The organism is Pseudomonas sp. P7548 (genome assembly GCF_013386585.1).
Taxonomy (GTDB): domain Bacteria; phylum Pseudomonadota; class Gammaproteobacteria; order Pseudomonadales; family Pseudomonadaceae; genus Aquipseudomonas.
Genome location: NZ_JACARO010000011.1, coordinates 124849 through 142333 on the forward strand (window position 1 = coordinate 124849; position 17485 = coordinate 142333).

General features: G+C 60.2%; 17 protein-coding genes. 12 read left to right on the forward strand and 5 right to left on the reverse strand.

The window, feature by feature from the left end; genetic code table 11:
- Positions 1–98: 98 nt before the first annotated feature.
- On the reverse strand, positions 99–1337 hold the full coding sequence (locus tag HX803_RS05350) for an MFS transporter (RefSeq protein WP_178919484.1): 1239 nt from the start codon (positions 1335–1337) through the stop codon (positions 99–101).
- A gap of 318 nt (positions 1338–1655) precedes the next feature.
- Between HX803_RS05350 and HX803_RS05355 the strand changes: the two genes are divergently transcribed.
- The 3 genes from HX803_RS05355 to HX803_RS05365 are packed head-to-tail and all read left to right on the forward strand — an operon-like array spanning position 1656 to position 4284.
- Complete coding sequence (locus tag HX803_RS05355; protein ID WP_178919486.1) at positions 1656–3095, forward strand: cytochrome ubiquinol oxidase subunit I; 1440 nt, start codon at positions 1656–1658, stop codon at positions 3093–3095.
- A 1-nt stretch (position 3096) separates the two neighbouring features.
- Positions 3097–4104 (forward strand): cytochrome d ubiquinol oxidase subunit II, encoded by a 1008-nt coding sequence (cydB, locus tag HX803_RS05360; protein ID WP_176998469.1) that lies wholly within the window; start codon positions 3097–3099, stop codon positions 4102–4104.
- 12 nt (positions 4105–4116) lie between these two features.
- Positions 4117–4284 (forward strand): DUF2474 domain-containing protein, encoded by a 168-nt coding sequence (locus HX803_RS05365; RefSeq protein ID WP_178919488.1) that lies wholly within the window; start codon positions 4117–4119, stop codon positions 4282–4284.
- A 65-nt stretch (positions 4285–4349) separates the two neighbouring features.
- Here the strand turns inward: HX803_RS05365 and HX803_RS05370 are convergent, their stop codons facing one another.
- Complete coding sequence (locus tag HX803_RS05370) at positions 4350–5474, reverse strand: class I SAM-dependent methyltransferase (RefSeq protein ID WP_178919489.1); 1125 nt, start codon at positions 5472–5474, stop codon at positions 4350–4352.
- Positions 5475–5645: 171 nt separating this feature from the next.
- Positions 5646–6356 carry a LuxR family transcriptional regulator gene (locus HX803_RS05375; protein WP_178919491.1) on the reverse strand — a complete coding sequence of 237 codons (711 nt, stop codon included), beginning with the start codon at positions 6354–6356 and terminating at the stop codon, positions 5646–5648.
- A 444-nt stretch (positions 6357–6800) separates the two neighbouring features.
- Between HX803_RS05375 and HX803_RS05380 the strand changes: the two genes are divergently transcribed.
- Entirely contained in the window at positions 6801–7577 is a 777-nt protein-coding gene (locus HX803_RS05380) for a ferredoxin--NADP reductase (RefSeq protein ID WP_178919493.1), read from the forward strand.
- 44 nt (positions 7578–7621) lie between these two features.
- Here HX803_RS05380 and mscL read toward each other — a convergent pair whose 3' ends face one another.
- Positions 7622–8041 (reverse strand): large-conductance mechanosensitive channel protein MscL, encoded by a 420-nt coding sequence (gene mscL / locus HX803_RS05385; protein WP_178919494.1) that lies wholly within the window; start codon positions 8039–8041, stop codon positions 7622–7624.
- Positions 8042–8328: 287 nt separating this feature from the next.
- Here mscL and katB point away from each other — a divergent pair, with 287 nt between their 5' ends.
- The 4 genes from katB to HX803_RS05405 all read left to right on the forward strand — a co-directional run bounded on the left by katB (position 8329) and on the right by HX803_RS05405 (position 12677).
- On the forward strand, positions 8329–9870 hold the full coding sequence (katB, locus tag HX803_RS05390) for a catalase KatB (RefSeq protein WP_178919496.1): 1542 nt from the start codon (positions 8329–8331) through the stop codon (positions 9868–9870).
- A 122-nt stretch (positions 9871–9992) separates the two neighbouring features.
- The gene (locus HX803_RS05395; RefSeq protein WP_178919498.1) at positions 9993–10532 is read left to right on the forward strand and encodes an ankyrin repeat domain-containing protein; all 540 of its coding nucleotides are present in this window, start codon (positions 9993–9995) and stop codon (positions 10530–10532) included.
- A gap of 35 nt (positions 10533–10567) precedes the next feature.
- Positions 10568–11935, forward strand: coding sequence for a DNA repair protein RadA (radA, locus tag HX803_RS05400; RefSeq protein ID WP_176998461.1), 1368 nt, complete (start codon positions 10568–10570; stop codon positions 11933–11935).
- A 16-nt stretch (positions 11936–11951) separates the two neighbouring features.
- A complete protein-coding gene (locus tag HX803_RS05405) occupies positions 11952–12677 on the forward strand; it encodes a hypothetical protein (RefSeq protein WP_178919500.1) in 726 nt (241 codons plus the stop codon).
- 3 nt (positions 12678–12680) lie between these two features.
- On the opposite strand, the gene HX803_RS05410 is transcribed toward HX803_RS05405, so the two are convergent.
- Positions 12681–13049: a PilZ domain-containing protein gene (locus HX803_RS05410; RefSeq protein ID WP_178919502.1), complete on the reverse strand. Its 369-nt coding sequence runs from the start codon at positions 13047–13049 to the stop codon at positions 12681–12683.
- Between the two features lie 175 nt (positions 13050–13224).
- On the opposite strand from HX803_RS05410, the gene HX803_RS05415 reads away from it, so the two are divergent.
- The 4 genes from HX803_RS05415 (at position 13225) to HX803_RS05430 (ending at position 17381) form a co-directional block, all read left to right on the forward strand.
- Positions 13225–15291, forward strand: a complete 2067-nt coding sequence (locus HX803_RS05415) for a carbon starvation CstA family protein (RefSeq protein ID WP_178919504.1) — start codon at positions 13225–13227, stop codon at positions 15289–15291.
- A gap of 15 nt (positions 15292–15306) precedes the next feature.
- A complete protein-coding gene (locus HX803_RS05420; RefSeq protein ID WP_003194308.1) occupies positions 15307–15504 on the forward strand; it encodes a YbdD/YjiX family protein in 198 nt (65 codons plus the stop codon).
- 156 nt (positions 15505–15660) lie between these two features.
- The gene (gene yjiA / locus HX803_RS05425; protein ID WP_178919506.1) at positions 15661–16623 is read left to right on the forward strand and encodes a GTPase; all 963 of its coding nucleotides are present in this window, start codon (positions 15661–15663) and stop codon (positions 16621–16623) included.
- 101 nt (positions 16624–16724) lie between these two features.
- A complete protein-coding gene (locus tag HX803_RS05430) occupies positions 16725–17381 on the forward strand; it encodes a YopT-type cysteine protease domain-containing protein (protein WP_256732816.1) in 657 nt (218 codons plus the stop codon).
- Positions 17382–17485: the final 104 nt, after the last annotated feature.

Sequence of the window (17485 nt, forward strand, 5' to 3'; positions counted from 1 at the left end):
CCTTTTGTGTGGTTGCGAAGTAAGAAGGGTTCCTGTGCCACTGTCAGCCTTTTCATCTTTTGATATAGGGCGTAGCCATGGCGCTGGTGAAACGGTGTTTAAGTTTTTTCCTCCCCCTTCGGCACATGCATGCGGTCGCGATTGGCCAGTGTCGGGAACAGCTTGATCCACACCCCAGTCACCAGCAGTGTCCCAACCCCGCCCATCACTACAGCCGGCACGGTGCCGAACCAGTGGGCCGTGATGCCCGACTCGAACTCGCCCAATTGGTTGGATGCGCCGATAAACAGGCCGTTGACCGCGCTGACCCGCCCACGCATTTCATCCGGTGTTTCCAATTGCACGAACGATGCGCGGATCACCATGCTGATCATGTCCGCTGCGCCCAGTACCACCAGCACGGCCAGGGAAAACCAGAACGAGGTCGACAGGCCGAAGGCGATGGTTGCCACGCCAAACACACCCACCGCCGTGAACATGACACGGCCCACCTGGCGGTCGACCGAGAACCGCGCCAGCCACAGCGACATCAACAATGCCCCCACCGCAGGCGCCGAGCGCAACAGGCCCAGCCCCCAGGCGCCGGTCAGCAGGATGTCCTTGGCAAACACCGGCAGCAGCGCAGTGGCGCCACCCAGCAGCACGGCGAACAGGTCCAGGGAGATGGCGCCGAGGATGTCCGGGCGGCTGCGGATAAAGCGAATCCCGGCGAGCAGCGAGTCCAGGGTGGCCTTGGCTTTGTTCAACGGCGTCTGGCGCGCAGGCAGGTTCAGGGTCAGCACGCAGGCAATCAGGTACAGCGCCACGGTGGGTCCGTAGACCCATACGCTGCCGAACGCATAGAGCAGGCCGCCGAGGGCCGGTGCGACGATGGTCGCCAGTTGCTGGGCCGATTGCGACGACGCCACCGCACGCGGAAACAGTGCGGTCGGCACGATGCTGGGCAGCAGCGCCTGGGTGGTGGGCATTTCAAAGGAGCGTGCGGCGCCCAGCAGGAAGGCGAGGATGAAGATCATCTCGCGGGTCACGTTGCCGGTCAGGCCGCCAATGGCCAGGCTCAGGGCGATCAACGCCTGCACGGTCTGGCAGATGGCCGCCACCTTGCGCCGCTCGTAGCGGTCGGCCACATGCCCGGTGTGCAGCATGAACAGCACGCGTGGCACAAATTCCACCAGGCCGACCAGCCCCAGGTCCAACACATTGCCGGTCAGTTGGTAGAGGTTCCAGCCGATGGCCACGGTGAGCATCTGGAAGCCGCTGGCGGTGAAGATGCGCGCCAGCCAGAACGCGATGAAAGGGCGGTGGTGACGCAACAGCAACGCGGGTTCACTAGGCATCGGAGGTTCAGATCAGGGCCGGAGGGAGCGCCGAGGTTATCATTAAGTTGTAACAGATAGTTGCAACAACTGAGCTGAGGCAGTCTGTCACGCGGCAAAAGACCACGCCGTCCTACGTCAAAATTAGGACTACTCTTTCAGCAATGCTTGATCCAGATCAAAACCCACGCGGGGATTGCTCTGGCGGCCGCAAGGCCAGATTCCCTACGTGGTTGGTTAAAAAAGAAACGAATTTGAATTCGCCACACTCCATATCCGTGGGGGCAGTGGGTGCAGGCTCCCAGCCAGCAGCCGGTATTACCTGACAGAGGAAGACTTATGTTCGGTTTGGAGGCGCTAGATCTCGCCCGAATTCAATTCGCATTCACCATCTCTTTCCACATCCTGTTCCCGGCGATCACTATCGGCCTGGCCAGTTACCTCGCGGTACTGGAAGGCCTGTGGCTCAAGACCCACAACGACACCTACCGTGACCTCTACCATTTCTGGTCGAAGATCTTTGCCGTCAACTTTGGTATGGGCGTGGTCTCCGGTTTGGTCATGGCCTACCAGTTCGGCACCAACTGGAGCCGCTTCTCGGACTTCGCCGGCGCCGTCACCGGGCCGCTGTTGACGTACGAAGTGCTCACGGCCTTCTTCCTTGAAGCCGGTTTTCTTGGGGTGATGCTGTTCGGCTGGAACAAGGTGGGGCGCAACCTGCACTTCTTCTCCACCGTGATGGTTGCGGTCGGTACGCTCATTTCGACGTTCTGGATCCTGTCGTCCAACAGCTGGATGCAGACGCCCCAGGGCTTCGAGATCATTGATGGGCGCGTGATCCCGACTGACTGGTTTGCAGTGGTCTTCAACCCGTCGTTCCCGTATCGCCTGGCGCACATGGCCACGGCGGCCTTCGTGGCCACCGCGTTCTTTGTCGGCTCTTCGGCGGCCTGGCACTTGCTACGCGGCAAGGACAACCCGGCGATCCGCAAGATGCTCTCGATGGCGATGTGGATGGCGCTCATCGTTGCGCCCATCCAGGCAGTGATCGGTGACTTCCACGGCCTCAATACCCTCAAGCACCAACCGGCGAAAATCGCTGCGATTGAAGGCCACTGGGAAAACATCGGTAACGAACCAACGCCGCTGATCCTGTTCGGCTGGCCTGACATGAAGGCCGAAAAAACCAAATACGCGGTGGAGATTCCCTACCTGGGCAGCCTGATCCTGACCCACTCCCTGGATAAACAGGTGCCGGCGCTCAAGGAGTTCCCGCCTGAGGATCGTCCTAATTCCACCATTGTGTTCTGGTCGTTCCGGGTCATGGTCGGCCTGGGCTTCCTGATGATCTTCACCGGTTTGTTCAGCCTGTGGCTGCGCCGGGGCGACAAGATGTACACGTCCAAGCCGTTCCTGTACCTGGCGTTGTGGATGGGCCCGTCTGGCCTGATCGCGATTCTCGCCGGTTGGTTCACCACCGAAATCGGCCGTCAGCCGTGGGTGGTCTACGGGTTGATGCGCACGGCGGATGCTTCATCGGGGCATAGCCTGGCGCAGATGACGATCACCCTGGTGTTGTTCGTGGTGGTGTATTTCGCGCTGTTTGGTGCAGGCCTGGGCTACATGATGCGCCTGGTGCGCAAAGGCCCTGTAACCCATGAAGGCACAGAGCCAACCCACGGTGGCCCCGGCCAGAAACGCACGCCGGCCCGTCCGCTGTCTGCCGCAGACGATGACAGCGATGACGACCACACCCACATCCAGCACAAGGGGCATTGAGATGGGTATTGATCTTCCGCTGATCTGGGCCGTGATCATCATCTTCGGCATCATGATGTACGTGGTCATGGACGGCTTCGACCTGGGCATCGGTATCCTCTTTCCGTTCATCCCGGGCAAGACTGACCGTGACGTGATGATGAACACCGTCGCCCCGGTATGGGACGGTAACGAAACCTGGCTGGTACTCGGTGGCGCGGCGTTGTTCGGTGCGTTTCCGCTGGCCTATTCGGTGGTGTTGTCGGCGCTGTACCTGCCGCTGATTTTGATGCTGATCGGGCTGATCTTTCGCGGCGTGGCCTTCGAGTTCCGTTTCAAGGCCAAGGACCACAAGCGTCACCTGTGGGACAAGGCGTTCATCGGCGGCTCGCTCGCGGCGACGTTCTTCCAGGGCGTGGCGCTGGGCGCCTTTATCGATGGCATCCCGGTGGTCGATCGCCAGTTTGCCGGGGGCTCCCTGGACTGGCTTACGCCATTCACGATGTTCTGCGGTGTGGCCCTGGTGGTGGCCTATGCCTTGCTCGGCTGCACCTGGCTGATCATGAAGACCGAAGGCAAGCTGCAGGAACAGATGCACAACCTGGCGCGGCCCCTGGCCTTCGTGGTGTTGGCCGTGATCGGTATCGTCAGCCTGTGGACGCCGCTGGCGCACCCGGAAATCGCCTCGCGCTGGTTCACCTTGCCGAATCTGTTCTGGTTCCTGCCGGTGCCGATCCTGGTGCTGGTGACCATGTACGGGTTGATCCGCGCCGTGGCGCGCAATGCGCACTACACGCCGTTCCTGCTGACGCTGGTGCTGATCTTCCTCGGCTACAGCGGCCTGGGGATCAGCCTGTGGCCGAATATCATTCCGCCATCGGTATCGATCTGGGACGCCGCCGCGCCACCGCAGAGCCAGGGCTTCATGCTGGTGGGCACGCTATTCATCATCCCGTTCATCTTGGGCTACACCTTCTGGAGCTACTACGTGTTCCGCGGCAAGGTCACCCACGAAGACGGCTACCACTAGGAGGGTCGCGACATGACGGGCAAACCTTCGTTGCACGAGATTGAACAGGCCGAGAAACAGCCGTTGTGGCGGCGCCTGGGGTGGCTGGCGATGATCTGGACCGGCAGCGTGCTGGCCCTGTTTATCGTGGCCAGCCTGATGCGCATGTTCATGAATGCGGCCGGCCTGACCACCCACTGACATCCCGATCCGGGCTTCGCGGCCCGGTTTTCAACCCTGCCTTTCGCAAGAAAGGCAGGGTTTTTTTATTTGCGCGCTTTGAGGATCACGAACTTCGGCGTGGTGGCGACTTGCTCGACCCCACGGAACAACCGCGCCAGCTTGGTGTGATAGCCCAGGTGGCGGTTGCCCACGATGTACAGGGCACCACCGACCACCAGGCTTTCCCGGGCTTGCTGGAACATGCGCCAGGCGAGGAAATCACCCACCACCTGTTGCTGGTGGAACGGCGGATTGCACAGCACCACGTCCAGCGATTGAGGTTCCTGGCCGGCCAGGCCATCGCCGGCGCGCACGCTCACTTCGCGCTCGCCTAGCGCGGCACGCCAGTTCTCGGCGGCCGATTGCACCGCCATATAAGACTCGTCCACCAGGGTGTACTGCGCGTCGGGGTTGTGCAGGGCGCTGGCAATCGCCAATACGCCATTGCCGCAACCCAGGTCCGCCACGCGGGCGCTGCCCAAGTTTTTGGGCAGGTGGGGCAGGAAGGCACGGGTGCCGATGTCCAGGCCTTCGCGGCAGAACACGTTGGCATGGTTGAGCAGCTCGATGGCCGGTGCTTCCAGGGCATAACGCGTCGGGTAGGGCGATACCGCCGTTGGGCGATCCGCTGGGGTCGCGATCAGCAACCGCGCCTTTTTCACCGCCAGGGAGGCGTGCATCGGGCCGATGTAGCGTTCCAGCAAGTCACCCGCGGCCCGTGGCAGGTGCTTGACCATGCCCGCGGCGATCACTTCGGCACCCGGGGCCAATTGGCCTTGCAGGCGGATCAGTTGTTCCTCCAGCAGTGCCAGGGTCTTGGGTACGCGGATCAGCACGCGATCGAACGGTCCGCTCGGCACCTGGCTCGCCGGGACGAACGTGACCGCGTCAAACGCCTTGCCGTTGCGTGCCAGGTTTTTCTCCAGGCCCAGGGCAGCGAGGAATGAGTCGCCGCTGGAGGTGACCTGCACGTGCCCCTCGAGGCTGGCGGCCAGGGCGCCAAAACTGTCGTTGAGCACCAGCACACGGGTTGTGGTTGCCGGCTGCTGTTCGGCCAGGTAGCTGAGCAAATACTCGTCGGCCGCATCGAAGGCCTGCAAGGGGTCGTTGTGTTGCTCTGGCTGGCGAATCAGATCGAGCTGGGCGAAGGGGCTGTCGAGCAGGGGCATGGCGGGGGAGGCTCTGGGTCATCGATGAGTGTTCGGCCGGCTGCGTAGGCGCTGGCGGAACCGTCGGAGTGAACTGCGAAGCGGCGCTTGAAGCACTGCGTCAACACTCAGAATTGGCTGCAAATGTTACTTTTTTTTCGGTGTAATTACATGCGGCGATTGATAGGACACTCAAAACAAGCCTGCTTTCGAGGCCGTGAGCACAGCTGCAATCTTGTTATTGACCCCTAACTTGATGAAAGAATTTTTCAAATGAAAGCCTACCGTACGTTCCGAGAGGCAAAGAATCGTCGCGATGTCCCCGGCGGTCTTGCCCATGGCCGACCATTTAAGAATCTCAGTTTCTCGGGGCGATAGCTTGTTGGGGGGCGGTGGAGCGGGCTTGTCTGCGTATTTTTGTGCGACCACCGCGTGCATCGCGTGGCACATCCACAACACCTGGCCGGCTTTTTCGTAAAGTTCTTCCAGGCTGACATCACCTTCGCCGCGCCCCAAGGTCAACATACTGAATACGCCCTGGAAGTCGTGGACCGATTGGCTCCAGCCTAAGTGCACACCGAACGATTGCGCCAGGTCCCACAAGTTGGGCGTGGCATGGAAGGCTTTTTCCTCCCAGACAATCGGAAGCACGCAACGTTTACAGTGGCCTACAACGGGGTCTACATCATAGAAGTGCGCTTGCTTATAAATCGTGTTCCATTCATTGGGGTAATTGTTTATCTGGATGGGTTCAGTTTGATTTTTAGGTAATTGGGAACTCATCGTAAATGAGCAGAATTGGAAGCCGAGCTCGTAGGTGTGGTTGACAACCATTTCAAACACACTGGTGATCTCGCTCTCGCCTTCCAGTTTGGGGAGCCGTGTGTTGCGCCAGTTAAGCATGGGTAAATCTCCATAGATTCTCCGTGACTTGGGTACGTCCTAATCCCCCAAAGCAGCACGAAATTGAGTGTAGGACATAGCCTACTGACGCTGGTGAAAAAAAGTTATGGATAACTTGGCTTTAGAGGCTTATGCCTTGTACAACGCGTTGCTTTTGGTACGAATTATTCAGTCTTCGAGAAAAATCTTTTTATTTTAATGGTTTACCGCTAGTGCCAAAGTGATAGCTAACAAGTGTCCAGCAACATTTAGCGAATTATTCCGACCTTCCTAATAGCGAAATGATTAGTTTTGACTGTTTGTCTATTACTGTTCCAAAAAAGTTACGCAAATCCACTCAAAGGGCCGGAGAAACCCTGAACGCCACAATGCCAGTACAAAACAGCGGTGTTTGCGGGCGCCGCTTTGAGGGACACTAGCGGCCTGTGCAAAACGGAGTTCCCCATGACGGCCAGTGCTGAGAAATTCACCCGCCAAACCTTGCTCGATGTGCAATCGCTGACCCCTAGTCTGTTCACCTTGCGCACAACCCGCGACTCCGGCTTTCGGTTCACGGCTGGCCAGTTTGTACGCCTGGGCGTTACCAAGGCCGATGGCAGTACCGTGTGGCGCGCTTATTCCCTGGTGTCTTCACCGTTTGATGAGCATCTGGACTTCTTCTCCATCGTCGTTCCGGGCGGCGAATTCACCAGCGAGCTGAGCCGCTTGCAGGTGGGCGATACCTTGATGGTGGAGCGCCAGGCCACGGGTTTCCTGACCCTGAACCGCTTTGTGGATGGGCGCGACTTTTGGCTGCTGGGCACCGGCACCGGGGTGGCGCCCTTCCTGTCGATCCTGCAGGACTTTGAAGTCTGGGAAAAATTCGAGCGCATCATCCTCGTGTACAGCGCACGGGAAGCCAAGGAGCTCGCGTATCAAACGCTGATCAAGTCGTTGGGCGAGCGTGAATACCTGGCTGAGTACGCGCACAAACTCACCTACATCCCGATTGTCACCCGTGAGCAGCACCCTGGCGCCTTGAATGGGCGCATCACCACACTGATCGAAAATGGCGAGCTTGAGCGTGCAGCCGGCGTCGAATTGACCCCGGAACATTCCCGCGTGCTGATTTGCGGCAACCCGCAGATGGTCGATGACACACGGCAATTGCTCAAGCAGCGCGGTATGAACCTGAGTTTGAGCCGGCGCCCCGGCCAGGTGGCGGTGGAAAACTACTGGTAATAAAAAAGGCGCCTCCAGCAGGCGCCTTTTTCTCAAGCCGGTCTTTACAGGCGCGGCTTGTCATTCTGTGCCTTGAGCAGATCGCGGATCTCGCCCAGCAACACTTCTTCCTTGGTCGGCGTCGGCGGCAGGCTTGGTGCCACGGCCTCCTCACGTTTCAGGCGGTTGATCGCCTTCACGCCCATGAAGATGGCGAACGCAATAATCACGAAGTCAATGATGCTCTGGATGAACTTGCCGTAGGCCAGTACCACCGCCGGAGCGTCACCTTGTGCTGCCTTGAGCGTTATCGCCAAATCGCCAAAGTCCACCCCCCCGATCAGCAGGCCGAGTGGCGGCATCACCACATCGCCTACAAACGAGGAAACAATTTTGCCGAAGGCGGCGCCGATGATAATACCGACGGCCATATCGACCACATTACCTTTGACCGCGAAGGCCTTGAACTCACTGATCACGCCCATAGGTTATTCCTTGTTACAGATGAGAAGGGTGGAGGTCAGTGTAAGTCAGTCGTAGAGGGCTTGCCCGACACAACTGTTAACACTGTTGATTTTTATCGACACATTAAATCGCAAATAGTTTGCAAAGTGCCACCAATCGCGCGCGAAATAGCCGCCATTTCAGTGGCTTACCATCTTATTTTATCAATCGGGTTGGTACGGCTTTTCTATTTATCTTCCGGCGTTCGGGTCACTAGCCTCTGGCAAGCACAACTGAATGTGCATTAAAAAAACCAGAGGAAACCTCGATGAAGACCCCCATGAGTCGCAGGCCTGTATCCGCGCGAGTCGCGCTGGCATTGGCCACCGCCAGCCTGCTGTCCCTCTCTGTGCAAGCCGCCAACCTGACCCGCGATAACGGCGCGGCGGTTGGCGACAACCAGAACTCGCAAACGGCCGGCGCCAACGGCCCGGTGCTGCTGCAAGATGTGCAACTGATCCAGAAACTGCAGCGCTTCGACCGCGAGCGCATCCCGGAGCGTGTGGTTCATGCCCGTGGCACCGGCGCCCACGGCACCTTCACGGTCACCGATTCGCTCAGCGACCTGACCAAGGCCAAGGTGTTCGCCGCTGGCGAAGCCACCCCGGTGTTCGTGCGCTTCTCGGCGGTGGTCCACGGCAACCATTCGCCGGAAACCTTGCGTGACCCACGCGGCTTTGCCACTAAGTTCTACACCGCCGAAGGTAACTGGGACTTGGTGGGCAACAACTTCCCGACCTTCTTTATCCGCGACGCCATCAAGTTCCCGGACATGGTCCATGCGTTCAAGCCAGACCCGCGCACTAACCTGGATGACGACTCGCGCCGTTTCGACTTCTTCTCCCATGTTCCGGAAGCCACTCGCACGCTCACCGAGTTGTACTCCGACTCCGGCACGCCAGCCAGTTACCGGGAAATGGACGGCAACGGCGTACATGCCTACAAGTTGATCAACGCCAAGGGTGAAGTGCACTACGTCAAGTTCCACTGGAAGAGCCTGCAAGGCATCAAGAACCTGGACCCCAAACAAGTCACCGACGTACAGGGGCGTGACTACAGCCATATGACCCATGACTTGGTCACCCATATCAACAAGGGCGACTTCCCCAAGTGGGACTTGTATGTGCAAGTGCTCAAGCCTGAGGACTTGGCCAAGTTCGACTTCGACCCCTTGGACGCCACCAAGATCTGGCCGAATGTGCCCGAGCGCAAAGTGGGGCAGATGGTCCTGAACCGCAACCCGGCGAATGTGTTCCAGGAAACCGAGCAAGTGGCCATGGCCCCCGCCAACCTGGTGCCGGGCATCGAGCCGTCGGAAGACCGCCTGCTGCAAGGTCGGGTCTTTTCCTACGCCGACACCCAGATGTACCGCCTGGGTCCGAACGCCCTGCAACTGCCGATCAACGCTCCCCGGGTGACCGTCAACAACGGTAACCAAGATGGCGCGATGAACATCGGCAAGACCACCAGCGGCGTGAACTACCAGCCAAGTCGCCTGGAACCGCGGGAAGAACCGCAAACCGCGCGCTACAGCCAGACGCCGCTGTCGGGCAGCACCCAGCAGGCGAAGATCCAGCGTGAGCAGAACTTCAAGCAGGCCGGTGATCTTTACCGCAGCTACAGCAAGAAAGAGCGCCAGGACTTGATCGAAAACTTTGGCGGCTCGTTGGCCAGCACCGATGACGAGAGCAAGCACATCATCCTGTCGTTCCTCTACAAGGCGGACCCGGAATACGGCACCGGTGTGACCAAAGTGGCCAAGGGCGACCTGGCACGCGTGAAGGCGCTGGCCGAAAAACTCACCGACTAACCCCACACCCCTGTAGGAGCCGGCTTGCCGGCGATGGCGCCGTTGAAATATATGCAATCTTCAAGGGCCTCATCGCCGGCAAGCCGGCTCCTACAAAGGGCGTGTTTTACGGAGGATGTGTGATGCGAATCTTGATGGGCGCCGTGCTGGCTTGCCTGGCGTTCGGCGCATGGGCCGAGCCTGCCGACCCTGCGAAGCTCAAGGCACAACTGCAGGATTATTACTTCGACGCCGCCCGCCGTGGCGACCTCGACATGCTCAACACCTTTATCGAGTCCGGCTACAGCCTCAACACCCAAGACGACAAGGGCTACACCGCGCTGATCCTCGCCGCCTACCACGGCCAGGGTCCGTTCGTGGAGCGCTTGCTCAGCGCCGGCGCCGACGCCTGTGTGCAGGACAAGCGCGGCAACACCGCACTGATGGGCGCGATCTTCAAGGGTGAGCTGAAAATCGCGCAGCGCCTGCTGGCCACCGACTGCAACCCCGACCAGCGCAACGGTGCCGGGCAGACCGCCGCCATGTACGCCGGGCTGTTCAAGCGGGTCGAGCTGCTCGATGCCCTCAAGGCCAAGGGCGCCGACCTGAATGCCGAAGACCCGATCGGCAACAGTGCTTCACGATTGGCCAGTGGTGAAATCCGGACCCCGGCGCCGCGCTGAGCTATCATCGCGGTTTTTCGGTTGGAGGTTCTCAAATGGCAAAGGCCAAGCGCATGTACGGCTGCACGGAGTGCGGCGCGACCTTTCCCAAGTGGGCCGGCCAGTGCACCGAGTGCGGTGCGTGGAACACCCTGACTGAAACCATGATCGAAAGCGGTGGCGCCGCGGCCCCCACCGGCCGTGCCGGTTGGACCGGGCAGCAGGCGCAGATCAAGACCCTGGCCGAAGTCAGCGTCGAAGAAATCCCGCGCTTCTCTACCGCTTCCGGTGAGCTGGACCGAGTGCTCGGCGGCGGCCTGGTGGACGGCTCGGTGGTGTTGATCGGCGGCGACCCGGGCATCGGCAAGTCGACCATCCTGCTGCAGACCCTGTGCAGCATCGCCAGCCGCATGCCGGCGCTGTACGTCACCGGTGAGGAATCCCAGCAACAAGTGGCCATGCGCGCCCGGCGCCTGGGCCTGCCCCAGGACCAGCTGCGGGTCATGACCGAAACCTGCATTGAAAGCATCATCGCCACGGCGCGTATCGAAAAGCCCAAGGTGATGGTGATCGACTCGATTCAGACGATTTTCACCGAACAACTGCAATCGGCGCCGGGCGGCGTGTCCCAGGTGCGCGAAAGTGCGGCACTGCTGGTGCGCTATGCCAAGCAGAGTGGCACGGCGATCTTCCTGGTGGGCCATGTGACCAAAGAGGGCGCGCTGGCCGGGCCACGGGTGCTGGAGCATATGGTCGACACCGTGCTGTATTTCGAGGGCGAATCCGACGGTCGCCTGCGCCTTCTACGGGCGGTGAAGAACCGTTTCGGTGCAGTGAACGAGTTGGGCGTGTTTGCCATGACCGACCGGGGCTTGAAAGAAGTCTCCAACCCCTCGGCGATTTTTCTCACACGTGCTCAGGAAGAAGTCCCGGGCAGTGTGGTGATGGCGACGTGGGAAGGCACCCGGCCAATGCTGGTGGAGGTGCAAGCCCTGGTCGATGACAGCCACTTGGCCAACCCACGCCGCGTGACGTTGGGCTTGGATCAGAACCGCCTGGCCATGTTGCTCGCGGTGTTGCACCGTCACGGCGGCATTCCGACCCACGATCAGGACGTGTTCCTCAACGTGGTCGGCGGGGTCAAGGTGCTGGAGACCGCGTCCGACCTGGCGTTGATGGCGGCGGTCATGTCCAGCCTGCGCAATAAACCGTTGCCTCACGACCTGCTGGTGTTTGGCGAGGTGGGCCTGTCGGGCGAAGTGCGCCCGGTGCCGAGCGGTCAGGAACGGTTGAAAGAAGCGGCGAAGCATGGCTTTAAACGCGCGATCGTGCCCAAGGGCAACGCGCCGAAGGAGTCGCCGCCGGGCTTGCAGATCATTGCTGTCACGCGCCTGGAGCAGGCGTTGGATGCACTTTTTGAATAAACCAGGGAGGGATGCCATGCAACGTTCGAAATACTGGGGCGCGCTCGCCCTGTTTGTGGCCTTGGCCGGGTTGCCCGCGTTGGCATGGGCTGAACTGCCAGCGGGTTACCGCCTGGCGCAAAAGCTGGCGACGGAGGACGGCAGTGTCCTGCAGGTGCTGGAGGACCAGCGCATCAGCGCTCAACTGCACAAGGACAGTTGGGGCAACGGGCTCGATGAGGACTCCTTCGACGAGCCCGGCGACCTGGTGGAAAACCCGCTGCTGGAAGCCCAGGTGCGGCTGGTGTCGGCTTCCGGCGATGTGATCGCCCACGAAGACCTCGGCTACCCGCTGGCTGAACTCAAAAAGGCGCCGCTCAAGGGGTTGCCGCAACCTGTGTATTTTTTGACCATCGACCAGACCGCGCCCATGGGCAGCTACAGCGGCCCGGCCACGCAACTGCTGATGCCCGCCACACAACACCTCAAACCAATGGATTTCAAAGGCACCGATGGCAAGGTCAAGCCACTGACCCTGGCCCAGACCGGCAAGGCGGCGTGGCAAGCTGCGACGCCCGCCGCTGGCGGCGTGGATGAACTGCTGCAAGTGTCGTCCTTCATGGACGGTGACGGCGACGAAGACTTTGTCACCCGTTACACCACCTACCGTTTTGCCGACGGCCTGTGGCAGGCTGCGTCGACTCAGAAAGCCGGCTTCTGGGAGTCGGAAGGCGACTTCCCGGTGCGTACGGCGTTTCCCTGAAGGCTAAACCTCGAGCAATGCACCCAGTTCGCGGTGCAGCTCATCCTCATCGCCCAGGTTCAGTTCGACCAGCCGCTTCAGGTGGCTGATCGATTCCAAGTCAATTTCCTTGCACACAAAACCCAACTGCCCGTGATCGTCATGGGCCAGCTTTACCTGCATCTTGATATGCGCCTGTGGGTCCAGCCGGATATCCACGTCAAATAGGCGCTTGCCATTGCCTCGCCAGTCGTCAGGGCGCTCCACCAGCAACCCGTGCAGCGACAAGTCCACCAGTTGCACCGGCGAATTCCAGCTGTCCTGGGCAATGGTCGTCCTGGCATCAAAGGCGATACGTCGAAAACGGCGGCGGTCAGACGGTTGCTCGGTCATTGGTTAAACCCTCTGTGAATAGAAGGATTGTAGCCTTGCGCCATCACCCGGCTTTTATTTCTGCTTTTTTTGCGATGGCAAGGCTCTAGACCAACGTAGGGGGGTGGTCTTTGAAGCCAACAGCGCTAAACTCGGGATGGCTGTCCTTTCTGTCCACCCTGGCTGGAATATAAAAATGAAAAATAATAATAGCCTGCTACGCCACCTACCCTGGCTGGTGCTGGCAATCGTAGGAGCGTGCGCCCTGGGCGTAGTGGCCTTGCGCCGCGGCGAGGCGATCAACGCCTTGTGGATTGTGGTCGCTGCGGTGGCCATCTACCTGGTTGCATACCGCTACTACAGCCTGTTCATCGCGAATAACGTGATGCAACTCGATCCACGACGGGCCACCCCCGCAGTGCTCAACAATGACGGTCTGGACTATGTGCCGACCAACAAACACATCCTTTTCGGTCACCACTTTGCGGCGATTGCCGGTGCAGGCCCGCTGGTCGGCCCGGTGCTGGCGGCGCAAATGGGCTACCTGCCCGGCACGCTCTGGCTGATTGCCGGCGTGGTGCTGGCCGGTGCGGTGCAGGACTTCATGGTCTTGTTCCTGTCCACTCGTCGCAACGGCCGTTCCCTGGGGGACATGGTCCGCGAAGAAATGGGGCGTATCCCGGGGACCATCGCGCTGTTCGGCTGCTTCCTGATCATGATCATCATCCTCGCGGTGCTGGCGCTGATCGTGGTCAAGGCCCTGGCCGAGAGCCCATGGGGCATCTTCACCGTGATGGCGACCATCCCGATCGCGATGTTCATGGGCGTGTACATGCGTTACGTCCGTCCGGGCCGCATCGGCGAGATCTCGATCATCGGCGTGCTGTTGCTGCTGGGTTCCATTTGGCTGGGCGGGCAGATTGCCGCTGACCCGGTCTGGGCCAAGGCCTTCACCTTCACGGGCATCCAGATCACCTGGATGCTGATCGGCTACGGTTTCGTCGCTGCGGTACTGCCGGTGTGGTTGATCCTGGCACCGCGTGACTACCTCTCCACCTTCCTCAAAATCGGCACCATCATCGCCCTGGCGATCGGCATCCTGGTCACCATGCCAGAGCTGAAAATGCCGGCCCTGACCCAATTCATCGACGGCACCGGCCCGGTGTGGAAGGGCGGCCTGTTCCCGTTCCTGTTCATCACCATTGCCTGTGGCGCGGTCTCGGGTTTCCACGCGCTGATCTCCTCGGGCACCACGCCCAAGTTGCTGGATAACGAAACCAACGCGCGCTACATCGGTTACGGCGGCATGTTGATGGAGTCGTTCGTGGCCATCATGGCGATGGTTGCCGCATCGGTGATCGAGCCTGGCGTGTACTTCGCCATGAACAGCCCGGCTGCCGTGGTGGGTAGCGATGTGGTGGCTGTGGCGCAAACCGTCAGCAGCTGGGGCTTCGCAATTACCCCGGAAGCCTTGACGGCGGTCGCCCATGACATCGGAGAAACCACGATCCTGGCCCGTGCCGGTGGTGCGCCGACCTTGGCAGTGGGGATCGCGCAGATCCTGCACAGCGTGTTGCCGGGTGAGAACACCATGGCGTTCTGGTACCACTTTGCGATCCTGTTCGAGGCGCTGTTCATCCTCACGGCAGTGGATGCGGGTACCCGTGCCGGTCGTTTCATGCTGCAAGACTTGCTGGGTTCCTTCGTTCCGGCGCTCAAACGTACCGAGTCCTGGACCGCCAACCTGATCGCGACCGCAGGCTGCGTGGCGATGTGGGGTTACCTGCTGTACCAAGGCGTGATCGACCCACTGGGTGGCATCAACACCTTGTGGCCGCTGTTCGGTATCTCCAACCAGATGCTGGCCGGTATCGCGCTGATGCTTGCCACCGTTGTGCTGATCAAAATGAAACGCCAGCGCTACATCTGGGTGACCATGCTGCCGGCCGTGTGGCTGCTGATCTGCACCACCACCGCGGGCTTCATCAAGCTGTTCGACGCCAACCCGGCGATCGGCTTCCTGTCGCTGGCGAAGAAGTACAGTGATGCATTGGCCAATGGCCAGATCCTCGCCCCGGCGAAGAGCATCGACCAGATGCAGCACGTGATCTGGAACGCCTACACCAACGCAACGCTGACGGCGCTGTTCCTGTTCGTGGTCTTCAGCATCCTGTTCTATGCGCTCAAGGTCGGTGTCGCCGCCTGGGGCAACAAGGAACGTACGGATAAAGAAGCCCCGTTCCAGGCCGTACCGGACGCATGATCGAGGATTGCAATCATGTTCAATGACATCAGTCGCCTCGGTAAATACCTCGGTCAGGCCGCGCGCCTGATGGTCGGCATGCCCGACTACGACACGTACGTCGAGCATATGCAAACCAAACACCCGGACAAACCGGTGATGGACTACAAGGCGTTCTTCCGGGAACGCCAGGAAGCCCGTTACGGTGGCAAGGGTGGGCCCAAGTGCTGCTGACCCGGTATTCGGGCTGGCGGTGATCCACTGTGGGAGCGGGCTTGCTCGCGAAGGCGGTCTGTCAGTTGATGTATGTGCTGACTGATAAACCGCCTTCGCGAGCAAGCCTGCTCCCACATTTGTTTTGTGTTCCTTCAGTTATAAGGAGAACTGCTTTTGTCCTCTCCCATTCCCGTCACAGTCCTCAGCGGCTTTCTCGGCGCCGGCAAGACCACCTTGCTGCGCCACCTGCTCAAGGCCGAGCACGGTTTGAAAATCGCCGTGATCGAAAACGAATTCAGTGACGCCGGTATCGACACCCAGCTATTGGGCGCCGAGCCGGTGCAAGTCATGACCCTGTCCAACGGCTGCGTGTGCTGCACCATCCACACCGACCTGACCAAAGCCCTGTACCTGCTGCTCGAACGCCTGGACAGCGGCGAGATCGCCTTCGACCGCCTGGTGATCGAGTGCACCGGCCTGGCCGACCCAGCACCCGTGGCCCAGACCTTTTTCATTGATGAAGAGCTGCGCGAGCGCTACATCCTCGACGGCATCATCACCCTGGTGGACGCGGCTCACGCCGAGCACCACCTGACCCAGACCATCGCCCAGGCCCAGATCGGCTTTGCCGACCGCCTGCTGGTGAGCAAACGTGACCTGGTGGACGACGCCACCTTCGACGCCCTCAGCCAGCGTCTCACCCGTATCAACCGCCGTGCGCCGATTCGTGTGGTCGACCACGGCAACATCGACCTGGCCGAGCTGCTCGATGTGCGCGGCTTCAACCTCAACGCCGGCATGAGCCTGCGCCCGGTGAGTGCTGCGCCGTCCATCGATCGCATCTCCAGCCTGGTGTTGCGCACTGATCTGCCGCTGGATATCGACCGCCTCAGCGAGTTCATGAACGCGTTGCTGGAAGACCATGGCAAGCAGCTGCTGCGCTACAAAGGCGTGCTGAACATCGCCGGGGAAGACCGGCGACTGGTGTTCCAGGGCGTGCTCAAGCTCTACGGTTTCGATTGGGACACCGAATGGGCCGAGGACGAAGCGCGTGAAAGCGTGATCGTATTCATTGCCGATGAACTGCCCGAAGACAAGATCCGCCAAGGTTTCCAGCAGCTGTACCAGCCGGAATAAACTGCCCACGCGAGCTGTTATCTCATCAGGCAGGTGAGATCGCAGAGGCAGACCCATGGTGAAAGTGGCACGGATCAACGCAGGCATTGGGGGCAGTGCCAATGCCGGCTAATTATGTTTCCTGGAAAACCCCGATCGGCATGAAAGTGCACCGGGTCGCCAAGTTCAAACAGCGCTCGGCATTGAGTAATAACGCCGCGATCAAGGAGATGCCCGGCGTGCAGAACGGCGCCTGCATCGGGCTGGCGTTTGCGTGGTTGCGGCGCAGGTTGCAGCAACCGTCGGAGACGCCGCAGCGGCGCATACAGTACCTGGGGCAGGAAGACACGCTGTACAAGGTCGATGTGGATTGCAGCTCCTTCAATCGCTGCTACTACAGGTCCGCCCGTGGCATCGAACGAATTGTCGCGGCAGCGCCCAATATCTGCGGCATGTCGAGCCGTTCGGCCATCGAAGCGAGCGGGCTGACGGGCTTGGAGGTATTGGCCAGTCATCTCGACGAGACCCTGCCGGGCTATTACCTGTGGGAATGCACCTTTACCGAGGGCGTCACGTCCCACGCTTTTGCCCTGTACGCCGACGGCAGCGGGATGAGTTTTTTCGACCCCAACTCGGGCGAGTACCGTATCGGGTCGAAGGGCAAGCTGGCCTTTTTCAAGCAGCTGTATAACCACTACCGGCATTACGTGTCGATGAAAGGCGTCAAGGCCGACCTTCAATTCGACAAGCTGTACCTGATTCAGCTGGGACGCCTGTAGTCGGGCACCCTGTTGGCCTGCTCATCAAGCCGAAGCCCAGGCCGTCGGAATAAACCGCGATCACCGACTGTTATTTCAACAGGCACGTTCAGACGTCGGAGATC